Origin of the sequence: Novosphingobium aquimarinum (genome assembly GCF_009746585.1) — a bacterium.
In the GTDB taxonomy this organism is placed as follows: Bacteria; Pseudomonadota; Alphaproteobacteria; order Sphingomonadales; family Sphingomonadaceae; genus Novosphingobium; species Novosphingobium aquimarinum.
Genome location: NZ_WRPO01000021.1, coordinates 1 through 15,337 on the forward strand (window position 1 = coordinate 1; position 15,337 = coordinate 15,337).

18 protein-coding genes are annotated in these 15,337 nt (G+C 62.1%); 15 read left to right on the forward strand and 3 right to left on the reverse strand.

From position 1 onward, the window contains the following. Both GQO94_RS16620 and GQO94_RS16625 read right to left on the reverse strand, forming a co-directional pair. Positions 1-466, reverse strand: a 466-nt coding sequence (locus tag GQO94_RS16620; protein ID WP_198046009.1) for an SIR2 family protein, incomplete at its 3' end; no start/stop codon positions are given. Next, on the reverse strand, positions 459-1,016 hold the full coding sequence (locus tag GQO94_RS16625; RefSeq protein WP_156842564.1) for a non-canonical purine NTP pyrophosphatase: 558 nt from the start codon (positions 1,014-1,016) through the stop codon (positions 459-461). The genes GQO94_RS16620 and GQO94_RS16625, both read right to left, overlap by 8 nt. A 43-nt stretch (positions 1,017-1,059) precedes the next feature. Here GQO94_RS16625 and add point away from each other — a divergent pair, with 43 nt between their 5' ends. The 5 genes from add to GQO94_RS16650 all read left to right on the forward strand — a co-directional run bounded on the left by add (position 1,060) and on the right by GQO94_RS16650 (position 7,056). Then, a complete protein-coding gene (gene add / locus GQO94_RS16630) occupies positions 1,060-2,034 on the forward strand; it encodes an adenosine deaminase (RefSeq protein WP_156842565.1) in 975 nt (324 codons plus the stop codon). Positions 2,035-2,557: 523 nt separating this feature from the next. Continuing rightward, positions 2,558-3,685, forward strand: a complete 1,128-nt coding sequence (locus tag GQO94_RS16635) for an ABC-three component system protein (RefSeq protein ID WP_156842566.1) — start codon at positions 2,558-2,560, stop codon at positions 3,683-3,685. Further along, entirely contained in the window at positions 3,682-4,182 is a 501-nt protein-coding gene (locus tag GQO94_RS16640; protein ID WP_156842567.1) for an ABC-three component system middle component 2, read from the forward strand. The genes GQO94_RS16635 and GQO94_RS16640 overlap by 4 nt, the downstream gene beginning before the upstream one ends. Beyond that, entirely contained in the window at positions 4,182-6,038 is a 1,857-nt protein-coding gene (locus tag GQO94_RS16645) for a hypothetical protein (protein WP_156842568.1), read from the forward strand. The genes GQO94_RS16640 and GQO94_RS16645 overlap by 1 nt, the downstream gene beginning before the upstream one ends. Positions 6,039-6,729: 691 nt before the next feature. After that, on the forward strand, positions 6,730-7,056 hold the full coding sequence (locus GQO94_RS16650) for a DUF736 domain-containing protein (protein ID WP_156842569.1): 327 nt from the start codon (positions 6,730-6,732) through the stop codon (positions 7,054-7,056). Between the two features lie 63 nt (positions 7,057-7,119). On the opposite strand, the gene GQO94_RS16655 is transcribed toward GQO94_RS16650, so the two are convergent. Next, positions 7,120-7,347, reverse strand: a complete 228-nt coding sequence (locus tag GQO94_RS16655) for a helix-turn-helix domain-containing protein (RefSeq protein WP_156842570.1) — start codon at positions 7,345-7,347, stop codon at positions 7,120-7,122. Between the two features lie 252 nt (positions 7,348-7,599). Here GQO94_RS16655 and GQO94_RS16660 point away from each other — a divergent pair, with 252 nt between their 5' ends. From GQO94_RS16660 to GQO94_RS16700, 10 genes are all read left to right on the forward strand, one after another. Next, a complete protein-coding gene (locus tag GQO94_RS16660) occupies positions 7,600-7,872 on the forward strand; it encodes a DNA -binding domain-containing protein (RefSeq protein ID WP_156842571.1) in 273 nt (90 codons plus the stop codon). 133 nt (positions 7,873-8,005) lie between these two features. Continuing rightward, positions 8,006-8,218, forward strand: coding sequence for a transcriptional regulator domain-containing protein (locus GQO94_RS21070; RefSeq protein ID WP_232332985.1), 213 nt, complete (start codon positions 8,006-8,008; stop codon positions 8,216-8,218). Further along, positions 8,142-8,780, forward strand: coding sequence for a DUF2285 domain-containing protein (locus GQO94_RS16665; RefSeq protein WP_232332986.1), 639 nt, complete (start codon positions 8,142-8,144; stop codon positions 8,778-8,780). The genes GQO94_RS21070 and GQO94_RS16665 overlap by 77 nt, the downstream gene beginning before the upstream one ends. Before the next feature lie 104 nt (positions 8,781-8,884). Continuing rightward, a complete protein-coding gene (locus GQO94_RS16670) occupies positions 8,885-9,157 on the forward strand; it encodes a helix-turn-helix transcriptional regulator (protein ID WP_156842572.1) in 273 nt (90 codons plus the stop codon). Beyond that, on the forward strand, positions 9,154-9,654 hold the full coding sequence (locus tag GQO94_RS16675) for a DUF2840 domain-containing protein (protein ID WP_156842573.1): 501 nt from the start codon (positions 9,154-9,156) through the stop codon (positions 9,652-9,654). The genes GQO94_RS16670 and GQO94_RS16675 overlap by 4 nt, the downstream gene beginning before the upstream one ends. Beyond that, entirely contained in the window at positions 9,651-10,208 is a 558-nt protein-coding gene (locus GQO94_RS16680) for a S26 family signal peptidase (protein WP_156842574.1), read from the forward strand. Before GQO94_RS16675 ends, GQO94_RS16680 begins: the two co-directional genes overlap by 4 nt. Positions 10,209-10,244: 36 nt before the next feature. Beyond that, the gene (locus GQO94_RS16685) at positions 10,245-10,580 is read left to right on the forward strand and encodes a DUF736 domain-containing protein (protein WP_156842575.1); all 336 of its coding nucleotides are present in this window, start codon (positions 10,245-10,247) and stop codon (positions 10,578-10,580) included. 82 nt (positions 10,581-10,662) lie between these two features. Continuing rightward, the gene (locus GQO94_RS16690; RefSeq protein ID WP_156842576.1) at positions 10,663-11,340 is read left to right on the forward strand and encodes a lytic transglycosylase domain-containing protein; all 678 of its coding nucleotides are present in this window, start codon (positions 10,663-10,665) and stop codon (positions 11,338-11,340) included. A gap of 238 nt (positions 11,341-11,578) precedes the next feature. Then, positions 11,579-13,336, forward strand: a complete 1,758-nt coding sequence (locus GQO94_RS16695) for a relaxase/mobilization nuclease domain-containing protein (RefSeq protein ID WP_156842577.1) — start codon at positions 11,579-11,581, stop codon at positions 13,334-13,336. A 20-nt stretch (positions 13,337-13,356) separates the two neighbouring features. After that, positions 13,357-15,330: a conjugal transfer protein TraG gene (locus tag GQO94_RS16700; protein ID WP_156842578.1), complete on the forward strand. Its 1,974-nt coding sequence runs from the start codon at positions 13,357-13,359 to the stop codon at positions 15,328-15,330. The last annotated feature ends 7 nt before the right edge of the window (positions 15,331-15,337 follow it).

The following is a 15,337-nucleotide window of genomic DNA, read 5'->3' on the forward strand; positions in this document are numbered from 1 at the left end:
AGTTGTCGTCCGAGAAGTCACCGTGAAACTTAACGACATGGATGTGGTCCGGCTTCGCATCCGCGATGTCGACCACCGACGCGATCTTCGACACATCATGTCCGCGCAGTCGGAACGCTCGCTCGAGATTGCTGTCGTAGTTCGTCGTGTAGATGAGGGGAAATCCGAGATCGACGATCTGGCGATGGACCTTCGAGGCGAGCAGCTTCTCGTCGGTTACGTTCCAGCTCCTGTCCATCCAGCTGCGTAGGTCTCCGATGCTCCCCTTCCGTAGTTTGTAGAATTCTGCCACCTGCAGATAGTCCGCACCTGGGCCGACCAGAATGGCAGGATCGAAATCCAGCTCTCCGGCCATGTGCTCGATCAGCTCTCCCCACGACGGGAGACCGAGCGGCCGAGACAAGCCCGCTCCTGCGAAGAGGATCACTCTGCGATCCCGAACCTCTCGTGCAAGCATATCAAGCATCGGCCTTCCCCTGCAGATGTTCCGCAAACGCGTTCAGGGCGATCCGGCGCATCGATATGTCGTTCTTTCCCTCACCCATCTCCGCGAACGTCTGCTCATGTCCGTCAGGGACGAATACGCAGTCCCATTGAAAGGAGGGATCACCCCGCGGCGCCGATGCAACGGTGCCGCGAATCTCGCCCTCGAAGTGATGGATCCGCCTGCCGTCACAGTAGCCGATCCAAGTTTTCGCGGTGAGGCTGCGTTTCTCCCCATGGCCGAACAGTTCGCAGAACCGGTCGGCCTCCAGCGAATCCCAGAACGGCTGGGTTAGGCCACCCGGAAAGCCGTTGAGCGCATCGATATAGAGGCACGTCTGCTCGACAAAGAGCCTGTGTCCGATGCGTTGGAAGGCACGCAGCACCTTGTCTCGCACGATTGCTTTCACGTCGCGGGTTTGGATCTCATCGATCGCGACGCTGATCGGAATCACCTCGGCGCCTAGCGGCTCAAGAATCTTCCGTGCCTCATCGATCTTATGCTCATTTTTCGAGAGAAATCTGATCCGCATCCCGCCTTCCACTTCGTTGCGATGGCCTTTATCGCCGCCCTTTATGCTAGTCGACCTTCACGTCCATCTCCGGGGAACGCTCGTCAGGGAAACCGTACTCTTCCTTGCGGAGCGCAACGCTGTCGCGATCCCCAAGGCCATCCTCGCCGACGCGCGATATGGCTGGCACGATTTTACGACCTTCCTGAGGGCTTACGACCTCGTCACCTCTGTGGTGCAGTCCGCCACCGACCTCGAAGTAATCACGACCTCCTATCTTAAACGGTGCGCGGAGCTGGGCGGCGGCTACGTGGAATTTATGCTGTCACCGCCGGACCTCGCTCGCACGGGCGTCCCGTTTCCCGATCAGTTGAAGGCTCTCGGGGCCGCAGCTGACCGGGCCGCCGAGGAATGGGGCGTGCGTTCGCGCCTCATCGCTACCGCGGTCCGCCATCTCGGGCCGGGAGCCGCCGTCGAGGCAGCACGTATGGCTACCTCAATTCAATCCGACATGCTGGTCGGCTTCGGACTGACCGGCGACGAGCATCAGCATGATGTGGGCGAGTTCGCCGAGGCGTTTCGTATCGCGCGGGGAGAAGGCCTGCGCGCCACCGCGCACGCCGGCGAACATCGGCCAGCCGACACGGTGATCGAGGCAATCGAGACGCTGGGTCTCGACCGCGTTGGTCATGGCATCAGAGCAGTGGAGTCGCCGGACGTCATGCGGCAGCTAGCCGAGGCCCGGATTCCGCTCGAGGTCTGCCTCGGCAGCAACTTAGCCCTCAGCCTCTACCGCTCGGTGGCGGAGCATCCGGTTGGAAGGCTGGCAGATGCGGGTTGCACAATTGTGCTCGGCACGGACGATCCTGGTTTCTTCGGCACCGATCTCGCCAAGGAGCACGCCCTCGCGCTTGAGGCCCACCCAAGTCTGGGGATTGAGACAGTATCTGCGAACGCCATCGCGGCAGCTTTCTGTGACGAGCATACTAAGGGCGTCCTCGCCCACCTGCTCGAGAGCAACCTGCGCCGCAATTCATGACCTCAAGCCGCCTAGCCGCATCCCCTGCTCCGCGTCCACCAAGCACTTTCCGGAAACCGCCGACATAGCGCTCGCTCCGATGCCTCGATTCACTCCCTGAAAGCCGCCTCCCGTTCAAATCCCGCCCTGACATCCGCTTAGTGGGGTCGCGACAGGCCGCTTTTGGATGCGGAAGGCGCAATAGCTGTCGTCAGCCTAGAAATAGGCTGACCGGCACTGCACCCGTTTAGAGGCTCGACGGTAAAGGCTCCCTCACGGCTTGTTCGAGCGAGCGCTCCAATGCTTTGGCCCGCCACCATATGGCGAGGAACGCGTGGGCCTCGCCGCTTTTCGCGTCGAACACGAACGCTCTCCGGCACGGCTGCTCCACGACTGCCATGACCCCAGACTGCGGATTGGGTACGTCGGAGCCACCGCGGCTATGCGATGCGGTCGCTTTGCCCGATACAGGTGAGCCAGCGCGTCGGACATCAAACCTCTGGCAAAAAACGGCCGACAAAGGCAGTATCAGGTCGGGGGCTTCGTGACGAAAAGCAGAAACGACCAGACGGCGAGCAAAATAGAAGAGTTGAAGCCGCCCACGCCGTGGCCGGGTGCGAACGCACGCTTGCTCGGTTTGGGCGTCGGATTGCCAATATCGCCACTCGATCGTCTCGCAAATTTCAGCGCTGCGGAGTTCGAACGCTTCACCCTGGAATGGGCTTCCGATTATCTGGCCGTGAAAAGACCAGAAATCGTCGAGGTTCAACAGCGCGGTGGCGCAGGCGATAAGGGCCGCGATGTGATCGCCTGGCATGATCCAAACACCGTCGCGGCCCGCAAATGGACGCTCTATCAGTGCAAACACTACGGCTCAGCGCTGGGGGCTGGCACAGCGGCAGCAGAAATCGGCAAGGTGCTGTTTTACAGCCACCGTGGCGACTACACCTTTCCGGAAGAGTATCACTTCATAACTCATAAGGGCGTGACCTCGCCATTCCAGGACCTGCTGGATAAACCTGAGGATCTCCGAAAGTTCATCATCGATAGCTGGGATGAGCATTGCCGGAGCAAAATCCGCAAAGATCCGCTCGAATTGACGGCCGAACTCAAGGCCCACATCGAAAGTGTCCCTTTCACGGCTTTCCGTGCGAAGCAGCCGCTGACCCTTCTGAACGAACACGCCCAGACGAAATATCATCTAACTGTTTTCGGCGCGCCGCTGATCGAGCGCCCGAAGCCGCCCGAGCCGCCATCCGAGGTGGCACCAGGCGAGAACGAATATGTCACGCAGCTCATGGAAGTGATTTCAACTGACATCGGCCACACCGTGTCGAATCTGACCGATTTCCTGCATTCGGAAAAGCATCGCCGATTGTTCGATCGGTCACGCCTGACCTTCTATCACGCCGAAGGCCTCAAGGAGCTGGCGCGGGATCAGATGGCCGACATTGCGTTCTTTGATACCCTCCTGAAGGAGTTCCACGATGGCCTGTATCACTGGCACACGAGCGAGCCTGGCGGCTATCCGCGGCTGATCCAAACCGTTAGGGCGTCTCAGAACATACAGCTCAGCAAACACGTGCTCGAGCCTCACGTTCTCCCGAACGACCGAGAAGGTATGTGCCATCAGATGGCGAACGAAGGGCAAGTCCGGTGGTGCGACAAATGAGCTTGCCGGATCAACAGGCACGACCCTTCAACACCCCGATAGAGTCGGGGCTACGGCTTCTCTTCGTCCTTGATGAAGCCAAGGGCGAAGCCTTCGATCTCCAGCGTCTGGTGTCCTACGATTATCTTCTCGTCCATTCCGGCGATGTGGAGGGCGGCCCGGCGAGCCTTCACCCCGCCGTGCCGTTCAGAGGAGGAGAGCTTCTGGTGAAGCGCGAACTCGTACTTGCGGGTCTCGACGCAATGTTCGCGAAGGAGCTTTTGGAGAAGAAATTCGAACCTACTGGCATTTGCTATCGTGCCACTGCGCTCACAGGCGCGTTCCTAAAATTGCTCGTATCCGCCTATGCATCCTCGCTGCGCGCGCGGGCGGCCTGGGTGGTTTCACACTTTGCGACTTACACGGACGAGATGCTCGAAAGTTACATGACCGAGAACGTGGGCCGCTGGGGCGCGGAATTTGATTGTCTGACGGCGATTAAGGAGCTGGAACTGTAATGCTCCAGATCAGGGAAATACGCCTAAGCGGTCCAAATGTTGAAGACGCCTCCGTCAAATTCGGCCCCGGCCCGAACGTCATCGCCGGTGAATCCGACACCGGCAAAAGCTATCTGCTTCATTGCCTCGATTACATTTTCGGAGCCGAGGAGCTGAAAAAGCGGATCCCGCAAGCCGAGCCCTATGACGAACTGAAAGTCGAATTTCAAAACACGGCAGGCGACTATCTTACCTTGGTTCGCAGCCTTGCGGGCGGCGATCTTAAGGCGCATCGATCCCAGATCGACGCCATCGACGGAGATGGCGAGGCGATCGCATACCGGCGGCACGGCACAAGCAAGGCTGATGACGTAACATCGGTTCTGTTTCCTTTCGCGGGCATCAAGGAAGCCATGCTCCGCAAGGATAACGATGGGAAAGTTCAGCGGCTCACCATCCGTACATTCTTGCCGACGATAATCGTCGACGAAGTCTCCGTGATCGAAGAGCAGTCACCGGTTCTTGGGCGGGGAGGGTTCGATGAGACGGCGCGGAAGCGCATGTTCGCCTACATGCTCTCTGGCAAGGACGACTCCAGTGTCGTCGCCAGTGAAAAGAAGGCGATCGTCACGGCTCGTTTGAATGCCCAAGTCGCGCTGATCGATGACCTGTTGGCACCATTAGAACAACAGCTCCAAGCTGTGCCGACCGATGAGACAGAGGATTCCATTGAGAAAATCGATGAGGCAATCGCCAGGGTCTCCGACGAGCTTGCCGCGATCGAAACAGAACGCGCGACCTTGCTGAATGAGCGCGACACCGCGAGCGAAATAAGAACCAAAGCCGAAACTCAAGTCTTGGCAATTGATCAGTTGCTGACACGATACCAGCTCCTCAGCGAGCATTACACCTCCGACCTGAGCCGTTTGGACTTCGTCGCAGAAGGGGCGCATTATTTCGATGGTTTGCAAACCATCGCCTGTCCGCTCTGCGGCCAGAATATGGACGACGAGCATACCCATAAGGCTGCGCAAGCCAGTGCAGAGGTTTATGCGGCCGCCAGAGCGGAAGCCGCGAAAATACTTGCTCAGCGTGCTGACCTAGAAGACGCCATTGGCAGCTTGGAACAGCGGCGCGAAGCGCGCGAAGTGGAAAGGGCGAATGCACTAGCCGCGTATCAGAGTGCCGAACGCAGGCTGGCCAGCATTTTGCAACCTGCTGCCGCGAACAGCACCGCGCAGCTTCGGCGCCTCAATGGGCGGCGACTGGAGTTGGAAACTGCCCGCAACACGAGCGACCAGGTCGAAACCTTGCGCGCGCTCAAAGCGGAAATCGAGCAGAGTAACACTAGTAAGGGTAAGGCCAAAAAGCAGTGGGAAAGCCTGCCCGGAACTTCCCTGCTGGCATTTTGTAAGGAAGTCGAAGCGGTTCTCAAAGAATGGAAATGGGAAGGCGAAGGTCGTGTCGAGTTTGACGAGAAGAATTTCGACATCAAGGTCGATGGGCAAACTCGACAGTCGCACGGGAAGGGCTTTCGAGCTGTCTTGTATTCAGCCTTCGTGATCGCGTTGGTTCGCCACTGTCAGAAGAAGAATCTACCCCATCCGGGGGTCGTGATCATCGACTCGCCATTGACCAGCTATAAGCGGCGGGGTGCGAGAGATGTGAAGGGTTCTGACAGCACAGTAAGCTCCGGCGTCGAGGCAGCTTTCTGGGAATCACTCACCAAAATTGCCAAGGATGTGCAGGTCATCATCGTCGAGAACAAGGAGCCGCCTGCCAGTGTGGCCGCCGCCGTCCACTATGAGTGGTTTGCCGGAAATGAGGCCGAACCCGGCGATCGGGTTGGCTTCATTCCCGACGCACCGGACACCTAGACCTCTTCCTGGACACCGTCAGTACCCTTCGGCAACTCACCCTAATGGCCGGGGACAGGTTTTTTCCAAACCTCATAGAACGGAGCGAAAGCGAAGTGAGCGCCGTTCGCATGCTCGATCGTATCCGAGAGCGTGAAATTTTTTGCCACCCCGCAGGATCTCCGCACCAAGATAGATTGGATCACCGCAAGGAACGTCCGCTATCCAGATCGGCGGTGCTGAAAGGAGACGTTCCGGAGTGTCCAACTTTGCAGCCAAACCACGATGAAGGTGCCGATGCTCGGTTTGGGCTTCCACGATATCGTCGAACGCAAAAACGCCGTACGCTGACCGATTTTACTCGCATGATTTCTCGGCCCGACGCCTGTAATCCGGTCGCCATTTCCCACGTCCGCCAGCACGCCACTGACTGCGATCTCTTCACGGGTCTGATCTGCCCGGGCACGGCTGCGCCTCGGTCGTCTAACCGCAACGGCGGATCGGCAACTTTCTTCCCCTGACCTTCGGTCATTCCTCGCGATTCAAGAAAGCCGCCTTCCGCCATCCTCCGCTGCGCTTCGGCCCTACGCCCACCCCAGAAAGTAGTACTTTCTGGGGACCCCGACCTGGGTGCGGCGACGCCCATCCCGGCCTTTCGATCACCCGTCGAGACCGCAAGTCCGCGGCTCGCAAAGACGGAAAGGAATTGAACATGGCTACCATCGGAACCTTCAAGAAGGCGGGCGAAGAATTCTCCGGCGAGATCGTCACCCTCTCAGTCCAGGCGAAGAACGTCCGGATCATCCCCGAAGTAACGCGCGCCAGCGAGAACGCCCCTTCACACCGGGTGTTCGCCGGCAAGGCGGAGATCGGCGCTGCCTGGGAGAAGCGCTCGAACGAAGGCCGCGACTATCTCGGCCTCAAGCTCGACGATCCGAGCTTCACCGCCCCCATCTACGCCAACCTCTTCGACGACGAAGGCAGCGAGAGCTACTCGCTCATCTGGTCCCGCCCGAACGGTCGCCGCAACGGTGACTGAGCCGAACCGACACCCCGCCCGGGTACGCCCGGGCGGGGCTGTTCGTCATTTTTCTATTGCGCCTTACGCACCTTCATCGCGTTTTGGGCGCTTCAATAGATCGGCGGCTTCCACACTGAGTTCGCGTGCGAGGCGATCGACCACATCGATCCCGGCGGCATACACGCAGCGTTCGAGTGAGCTGATATAGGTCCGGTCGATGTCGGCCCGGTGGGCAAGTTCCTCCTGCGACAGACCCGCCGCCTTGCGATAACGCTTCAGATTGCCAGCCAAGACCTCGCGGATATCCATGCAGCCGAGAGGCCACGCTTGTGGAGTATTCCGCCACGGAGTATTCTCTACAACGACTCGGCGGCAGCGGCGGTGGGCTCTCCGAACAACCGCATCAACAGATCGCTATTGATCGCGTAGGGCCATGCGATTGCGCAAGAAAGGGCGGCGCTTTACTGCGCGCCTTGCATGCAGCGATGCAGTAGTTGCGCATAGTCCAGCACGGTATTTGCTCTATTGTGGTTAACACATTTTGTGCGAGCGGGGCGCGCTATGACCAAATGCAGATTTGACGATCAGGCGCCCGATGCACCGGTTCTGACGCCGTACGACGATGACCACCTGACCGACTATCTCCGTCTGCTCGATGCCGAGGATGATGGGACCGACTGGCGCGAGACTGTCGTCGTTCTCTTCGAGATCGATCCGACCTCCGAACCTGCGCGGGCTGAACGAATGCATGCCAGCCATCTCGCCCGTGCGCGGTGGATGACCGAGGTTGGATATGCGCAACTTCTGGGCCACCAAGGCACGCTAAAGCGTTAACTTTTTGTCCGAATTTGGGCAAATGACCGGTCCGTCCGCGCATCGCTTGGTGCGGACTCGGCGCTGTCCGCTCGCATCCATGAAGCCCACGCTGCGGTTCCAAGATCGCATCAAAGGCGGTCAGGAGGATGCCATGCCGAGATCATCGAAGCGACGTGAGGCAAACAAGTCCCCGGCGCGCGGTCGCGCAGAACTCGCAGCCGAGTTTCTGAAGCGCAATCGACAATACCGATCCGAGCACGCGCGGATGCGACAACGCATCGCGCGCGGTGCCGTCGCCGAGGAAGCCGCCGAGGCGGCCTTCGCCCGGCGATGGGGGTTGTCCTTTCGCTTATGCGCCGGATGACCTCGACAGGACGATTGTCTGGCGTCCTGAGCTGACCGCGGTCACCGTCATCCTGGATACAGCGCCGGAAGGGTTCGACGCTGCAATTGGCGTCGAGCCGCGTTCGCTCGGCGCGCTGCTTGTCGACGATGCAGGCATCGACGGACGCCATGTCGTCGTTGCCGACGACGCCGGTGATCACTGGCTGTGGCTGCGCGATCCCGCACCCGACAAACCTCTCGCTGCGATCGTTCCGCTTGACAAGGATTTCGTCACACGAATGACGAGCCTGCTGCGCTTCTACCGTCGCCTGTTCGACAAGGAACCGGGCCCGCCGCCGCGCGGATGGCCGCTCAGCGCCTATCGGCTTGCGCGCCTCGATCTGATGCTGCGCGCGCTCGATTTGCGCGAGGCGGGCGCGACCTATCGCGAGATCGCGGTGGCGCTGGGGCGCGATGACGATGCGAAATTGCCCGCCACCGAGTGGAAATCGTCTGCCGGACGCTCCTTCGTCATCCGGCTCGTGCGGGACGCCACGGCCATAATGAACGGCGATTATCGCAAGCTGTTGCGCATCCGCTGATTCTGGCGGGGGTGGTCACATCGGCGCCATCGCAGATCTTCATACTCCATCGCGCCGCTCGCGATCCGCCACAAACGCCTCCTGCCGCCCGTGACCGCAGGAGTATGACCTTGGCCGATACGACGAACAATCTTCCCCCGCGCTATCTGCGGACGCCCGAAGCCGCGCGCTTTCTCGGCCTGTCCGGCCGGACGCTCGAAAAGCACCGCTATTTCGGAACCGGCCCTGCTTATCGCCGGATCGGCGGGCGGGTGATCTATTCGGTCGACGATCTTCAAGCCTGGGCTGATCTCGGCATCAAGCATTCGACCAGCGATCCCGGCCAGGACGATCTCCTGCCGCGCGAAGGCTCGGCATTCGCCCGGAGCCGCAAATGACGCGCGCGCCGGTGAGCCTCCGAACGCTCGATCCGGACGGTCTGACGCATGTCGAACTGACCTGGATCGAGAAGCGGATCGAGCACTGGATCCGCTTCGGCCGCGTGGCCAAGGATCAGATTATCGATCGCCGTCGGCGTATCGTCAGCTTCCGTCCTGGTGCGATCTTCGCGTTCGTCCGCTGGGCGGCCAACGATTACGGAACGATCATGTCGCGCATCGATGTGGTGCGTGCGGTTGCCGCGAACGAGCCGTTCACGACGCTGCCGTTTGTTCGTCCCGGTGGCGAGATTCTGCTCTCTATCCAGGGCTGGCCGAAGGTTTCGAAGGTGCTCGCCGCCATCGATACAACCGATGCGGCGGGCGTCGATCCGTGCGACGCCGCGCCCGATCACTGGCGCCATGTTCACAACCGGATCACCGCCGGACAGGAGCCGCGACCTTACACGCTGGAGCGCCACCGTGCCTGGCTCAAGCGGCGGAAGACCGGAGGATGACCCGCCGGTTCTACATACGTGCGACGGCGATCGCCGCATCGCTGTTCGCTGCCGGCTATACCGCCATTGCGATCACCGATCCGCTGCCGCGCGTCATCTGGAACGCCAGCGCCAGCGTTCCGATCGGGTTCTATCGCGTCACGCCGGATAGCGATCCGCCAATTGGTTCGCTGGTCGCGGTCGCGCCGCCCGAGCAGCTCGCGCGCTGGATGACAGAGCGTGGTTATCTCGGCGAGAACGTACCGCTTCTGAAGCATGTCGTCGCCAAGTCCGGCGCGCGTATATGCCGTATCGGCGACATCGTCAGCATCGATGCGCGCCCGGTTGCAATCGCACTTTCCAGCGACAGGCTCGGGCGTCCACTGCCTGTCTGGCAGGGCTGCCGCACGCTTCGCGATGACGAAATTTTCCTCCTCAATCCTGCGCATCCCGACAGTCTCGACGGCCGCTATTTTGGTCCGTTGGATGCGTCCGCCGTGCTCGGTCGTGCACGCCCGATCTCCAGCCGCGACGCCTCCGGCATGCCGATCGGACGGCGCTCCAACACCCCCTGATTTCGCAACCCATCCAATCCACGAAAGGACATTCCCATGCAGATCGGCAACTTCATCCGCACCGACAATGGTTATGAAGGCATGATCGAGACGGCAACCCTCGATCTTCGTATCTCCATCGTTCCGGCCGAACGGAACGATGCCGACAAAGCACCCGACTGGCGCGTCCATCGCGGTTCCGATGCCGAAGGTCCAGAGATCGGCGCGGGCTGGAACGAGACCGGCGAGCGTGCGGGCGATTATGTCTCGCTGCGCATCGACGATCCCGCCTTCGCGCAACCCTTGCGTGCCGCGCTGTTCCGCAACGAGGTCGACGAGAGTTCCTGGGTGCTGCGCTGGACCCGGCCGCAACCGCGCCGCGGCCAGGACTGAGCTTGTGCACTCGCGCCATCTATTCCCTGCCATCCTGCTGCTCGTTGGCTTCACGTCGCCCAGCATTGTCCGGGCGCAGGATATGCCTGCGAACCGCGAGTCGGCGAGCCATCCCTATGCGGGCCACGTCGCCGAAGGCGCCCATCGCTTCGGCATCCCGGCAGCGTGGATATGGGCGGTGATGCGCGTCGAGTCCGGCGGCAGGCGTACCGCCATATCGCACGCCGGTGCGATGGGCCTGATGCAGATCATGCCCGGCACCTGGGCACAGCTGCGCGTACGCCATCGCCTCGGGTCCGATCCGTTCGACCCGCGTGATAACATCATGGCGGGCGCAGCGTATTTGCGGTCGATGTACGACCGCTATGGCAATGTGACCGCGATGCTGGCGGCCTATAACGCGGGGCCGGGTCGCTACGATCAGTACCTATCGCGCGAACGTCCGCTTCCCGCCGAGACGCGCGCATACCTTAGAAGGCTAGCGTCGATATCGGGCTCTTCGGGCGCCGCGCAGGTAGTGACGGCGCCGCCTGTCGATCCGCATGTCTGGCGCCGCGCCGGACTGTTCGTTCGCACTGCGAGCACCGCCGGACTGTCTCCCACGCCGCCGCCGACCGGCATGGTCGCTGCATCTGACGGTGCTCGCGATATGCAGTCTGAGCGTGCGCAAACCGTGCACGATGACGCGTCGGCGCTGCAATCACCCGCGCCGACGGACACGCTGTTCGTCCCTCGCGCCGGCACGGGCCGACCGCAATGATCCCGGCTGTCTGCGTCATCATATCTCCACCTGTTCAGAAGGGAGGAGGAGCTGGAAAACGGGGTGGGAGACGATTGCAAGATACAAGGCGCACCCCGTTTCGCCGAAAAGTCTATGGATTTCCGTGGCTTAACATGAGGGCGTCGGTCGACGAGCGTGCCGCTCGGAAGGAAAAGGCCAGCAAAAACAATGCAATTCATGGCACCATAGGCGATTTTTGGCGGAAAGCGGTTCGGCTATGAGCGAGGACCACGACTTCCGCATCCGGCCGGGCAAGGCGAGGCGCAGCAAGGCGGGAGCGCGCAATACGCGAGGCCTGGTCGCCGAGGTGCTGCGCGTCGCCGCACTCCATGGTGGAGCGAAGCGTGCGGGCTGGGGCGGACTGCGCCGACGCGGCCAGTCGAACTTCGGCCAAGGGCGCACGGCCTTCGCGCGCAGCCGTCTGTTCGGCTCGGGCCGGCGCGTGCTGGTGAAAGCGCTGCCTGTCCGCCACCGCATCGGCGGGCGGCGCATGGCGCCGCTGTCCGCGCACGTCTCCTATTTGAAGCGTGAAGGCGTCACCCGCGATGGCTCGCCAGCGCGCATGTTCGATGCCGAGTCTGATCGGGCGGACACGTCCGCTTTCGCCGAGCGCTGCAAGGATGATCGGCATCACTTTCGGATCATCGTCTCGCCCGAGGACGCAGCCGAGCTGACCGACTTGCGTGAATACACTCGCGATCTCGTGCGCCAGATGGAGACGGACCTCGACACTCGGCTCGAATGGATCGCGGTCGATCATTGGAACACCGACAATCCGCACGTCCATCTGCTGTTGCGCGGCGTCAACGAGCATGGCGCCGATCTCGTCATCGCCCGCGACTATATCGGCCAAGGGCTGCGCTCGCGCGCCGAGGAGCTGGCCTTCGCCGAGCTGGGACCGAAGCCCGAGCACGAAGTCCAGCGCGCCCTCGATCGCGATTTGACGGCCGAACGCTGGACCCGCCTCGATACCGAGATCGGCCGCGCTGCCGACGAACTTGGCGTGATCGATCTGCGTCCCGAACGTCCCGGTCCGGACGATCCGCGCCTCCGCCGGCTGATGATCGGTCGCTTGCAATATCTGGAGACGATGGGTCTCGCCGCCGAAAGCGAGCCCGGCGACTGGGCCGTTGCAGAGGGTGCACAAACCAAGCTGCGCGAGTTGGGCGCGCGTGGCGACATCATCCGCACGATTGGCGCGGCGCTGAAAGATCACGGGCAGGATCGACCGCTCGACAGCTATGCCGTCGTGATCGGCGCGCCCGAGAAACCGATCGCCGGAAGGCTGATCGACAAGGGATTGCAAGACGAGTTGACCGGCACAGCCTATGCCGTGATCGACGGAACCGACGGCCGCACGCATCATGTCCGCATGCCGGGCATCGAGGCGCTGGAGTACAGCCCGGCGCTCGGCGGCATCGTAGAGCTGCGCGCGATCGCAAGGCGGGACGGCAAGGGGGCGATGCCATTCCTCGCTACACGTTCCGATCTCGATCTTAAGAGCCAAGTCAAAGCAGAGGGTGCGAGCTGGCTCGACCATCGGCTCATCGAGCGCGGCAAGGATGTAGCGGACACCGGCTTTGGTGCCGAGGTGCGCCGCGCCATGGATGCGCGCACCGACCATCTCGTGAGCGAAGGGCTGGCTCGGCGCTTCGGCGAGAGAACCGTGTTCGAGCGCGGGATGCTCGACACGCTACGCAAGCGCGAGATCGATAAGGTCGGCGCGAAACTCGCCAGCGAGACCGGTTTGACCCACCGCAGAACGGAGCCCGGCGAAAAGATCGCGGGCGTCGTGCGCCAGCGCCTAGCGCTCGCCTCGGGTCGCTTCGCCATGATCGATGACGGCCTCGGCTTCCGCCTTGTGCCCTGGTCGAACGGCCTCGAACGCCAGCTTGGCCAGCAGGTGTCGGGCGTCGTCCGGAGCGGCGGCGGCCTCGATCTCATGCTCGGCCGCAAGCGCGGCCTCGGCCGGTAACCCGGGAAGAGGAGATGGCCATGTCCGCCACGAAAATCCTGTGGGGCCAGATCATCATTGTTTTCCTGATCGTGCTTGCCGCCGTGTGGGGCGCGACGCAATGGACCGCCGCCGCGCTCGCATATCAGTCCGAACTCGGGCCACCGTGGTTCATGCTCGGCGATTGGCGCGTCTATCCGCCTCCAGCCTTCTTCTGGTGGTGGTTCTCGTTCGACGCCTACGCACCCGAAATCTTCAAGACCGGCGCATTTATCGCCGCATCGGGCGGGTTCGCCTCGATCGCCGTCGCCATCGGCATGTCGGTCTGGCGCGCGCGCGAACTCAAGAACGCCGAGACCTACGGCTCGGCGCGCTGGGCGACCGAACGAGAGGTTCGCGTCGCTGGGTTACTCGGCAATAACGGCGTGGTGTTGGGCAAGCTGAGCCGCGACTATCTCCGCCACGACGGCCCCGAGCATGTGCTGTGCTTCGCACCGACCCGGAGCGGCAAGGGTGTGGGACTCGTAATACCGTCCCTTCTGACCTGGCCGGGCTCGGCGATCGTGCACGACATCAAGGGCGAGAACTGGCAGCTCACCGCAGGCTTCCGCTCGCGCCACGGCCGGGTGCTGCTGTTCGATCCGACCAATGCCGCCTCGGCAGCCTACAATCCGCTGCTGGAGGTGCGGCGAGGCCAATGGGAGGTGCGCGACGTGCAGAACGTCGCGGACGTGCTGGTCGATCCCGAAGGCAGTCTCGAGCGCCGGAACCACTGGGAGAAGACATCTCACTCGCTGCTGGTCGGCGCGATCCTCCATGTCCTTTATGCGGAAGCAGACAAGACGCTCGCCGGGGTGGCGTCCTTCCTTTCCGACCCCTCGCGCACGATCGAGCAGACGCTGGCCGCGATGATGGCGACGCCGCACTTGGGGCAGGCTGGCGTGCATCCCGTCGTCGCCAGCGCGGCGCGCGAGCTCTTAAACAAGTCGGACAACGAGCGTTCGGGCGTGCTCAGCACGGCCATGTCCTTCCTTGGCCTCTACCGCGATCCCGTCGTTGCGCAGGTCACGCGCGCCTGCCAGTGGCGCATAGCGGATCTGGTCGAGGGCGAGCGGCCGGCGACGCTCTATCTGGTTGTGCCGCCCAGCGACATCTCGCGCACCAAGCCGCTGATCCGCCTTATCCTCAATCAGATCGGGCGCCGACTGACCGAGGAGCTGACCCCGAAGCAGAGCCGCCATCGCGTACTGCTGATGCTCGACGAGTTTCCGGCGCTAGGCCGGCTCGACTTCTTCGAGAGCGCACTGGCGTTCATGGCGGGCTACGGCCTCAAGGCATTCCTGATCGCTCAATCGCTCAACCAGATCGAGAAGGCTTACGGGCCGAACAACGCGATCCTCGATAACTGCCATGTGCGGGTGAGCTTCGCCACCAACGACGAGCGGACCGCCAAGCGGGTGTCGGACGCGCTCGGCACTGCAACCGAGATGCGGGCGATGAAGAATTATGCCGGGCATCGCCTCTCGCCGTGGCTGGGGCATTTGATGGTGTCGCGGCAGGAGACCGGGCGCCAATTGCTGACCCCCGGCGAGGTCATGCAGTTGCCGCCGGACGACGAGATCGTGATGGTCGCGGGCGTCCATCCGATCCGGGCGAAGAAGGCGCGCTATTTCAAGGATCGAAGGTTCGCGGAGCGGATTATCGACGCGCCGACGCCATCGGTAGCACCGATCCGGCCTGACGACTGGACCGGACGAACGGCCGCAGCTGAGCTGAAGCAGGTCGCGCGCATCGGTGGTGATGCCGAAGATACCGCCAATGGCGGATTACGCCGCGAACCCGAGCTGCCCGAACATGTCGATGTCGCGAAGGAGAAGGACGCCTCGCCCGCAGAAGAGTTTGCGATCGTCGAAGACGATCCCGACGAGGTGGCGCGTGCCTCGGCATTACGCCGACGTGCGCAAGGACTGGCACGCCAAGCCTCACTCAATCCGAACGACGGCATCGATCTTTAGGAGTTGA

Excerpts from the sequence above, each read along its gene's own strand:
- GQO94_RS16625 (WP_156842564.1), bottom strand. The coding sequence starts at position 1,016 with ATGCGGATCAGATTTCTCTCGAAAAATGAGCATAAGATCGATGAGGCA.
- add (WP_156842565.1), top strand. The coding sequence starts at position 1,060 with ATGCTAGTCGACCTTCACGTCCATCTCCGGGGAACGCTCGTCAGGGAA.
- GQO94_RS16640 (WP_156842567.1), top strand. The coding sequence starts at position 3,682 with ATGAGCTTGCCGGATCAACAGGCACGACCCTTCAACACCCCGATAGAG.
- GQO94_RS16645 (WP_156842568.1), top strand. The coding sequence starts at position 4,182 with ATGCTCCAGATCAGGGAAATACGCCTAAGCGGTCCAAATGTTGAAGAC.
- GQO94_RS16650 (WP_156842569.1), top strand. The coding sequence starts at position 6,730 with ATGGCTACCATCGGAACCTTCAAGAAGGCGGGCGAAGAATTCTCCGGC.
- GQO94_RS16655 (WP_156842570.1), bottom strand. The coding sequence starts at position 7,347 with ATGGATATCCGCGAGGTCTTGGCTGGCAATCTGAAGCGTTATCGCAAG.
- GQO94_RS16660 (WP_156842571.1), top strand. The coding sequence starts at position 7,600 with ATGACCAAATGCAGATTTGACGATCAGGCGCCCGATGCACCGGTTCTG.
- GQO94_RS21070 (WP_232332985.1), top strand. The coding sequence starts at position 8,006 with ATGCCGAGATCATCGAAGCGACGTGAGGCAAACAAGTCCCCGGCGCGC.
- GQO94_RS16670 (WP_156842572.1), top strand. The coding sequence starts at position 8,885 with ATGACCTTGGCCGATACGACGAACAATCTTCCCCCGCGCTATCTGCGG.
- GQO94_RS16675 (WP_156842573.1), top strand. The coding sequence starts at position 9,154 with ATGACGCGCGCGCCGGTGAGCCTCCGAACGCTCGATCCGGACGGTCTG.
- GQO94_RS16680 (WP_156842574.1), top strand. The coding sequence starts at position 9,651 with ATGACCCGCCGGTTCTACATACGTGCGACGGCGATCGCCGCATCGCTG.
- GQO94_RS16685 (WP_156842575.1), top strand. The coding sequence starts at position 10,245 with ATGCAGATCGGCAACTTCATCCGCACCGACAATGGTTATGAAGGCATG.
- GQO94_RS16690 (WP_156842576.1), top strand. The coding sequence starts at position 10,663 with ATGCCTGCGAACCGCGAGTCGGCGAGCCATCCCTATGCGGGCCACGTC.
- GQO94_RS16695 (WP_156842577.1), top strand. The coding sequence starts at position 11,579 with ATGAGCGAGGACCACGACTTCCGCATCCGGCCGGGCAAGGCGAGGCGC.
- GQO94_RS16700 (WP_156842578.1), top strand. The coding sequence starts at position 13,357 with ATGTCCGCCACGAAAATCCTGTGGGGCCAGATCATCATTGTTTTCCTG.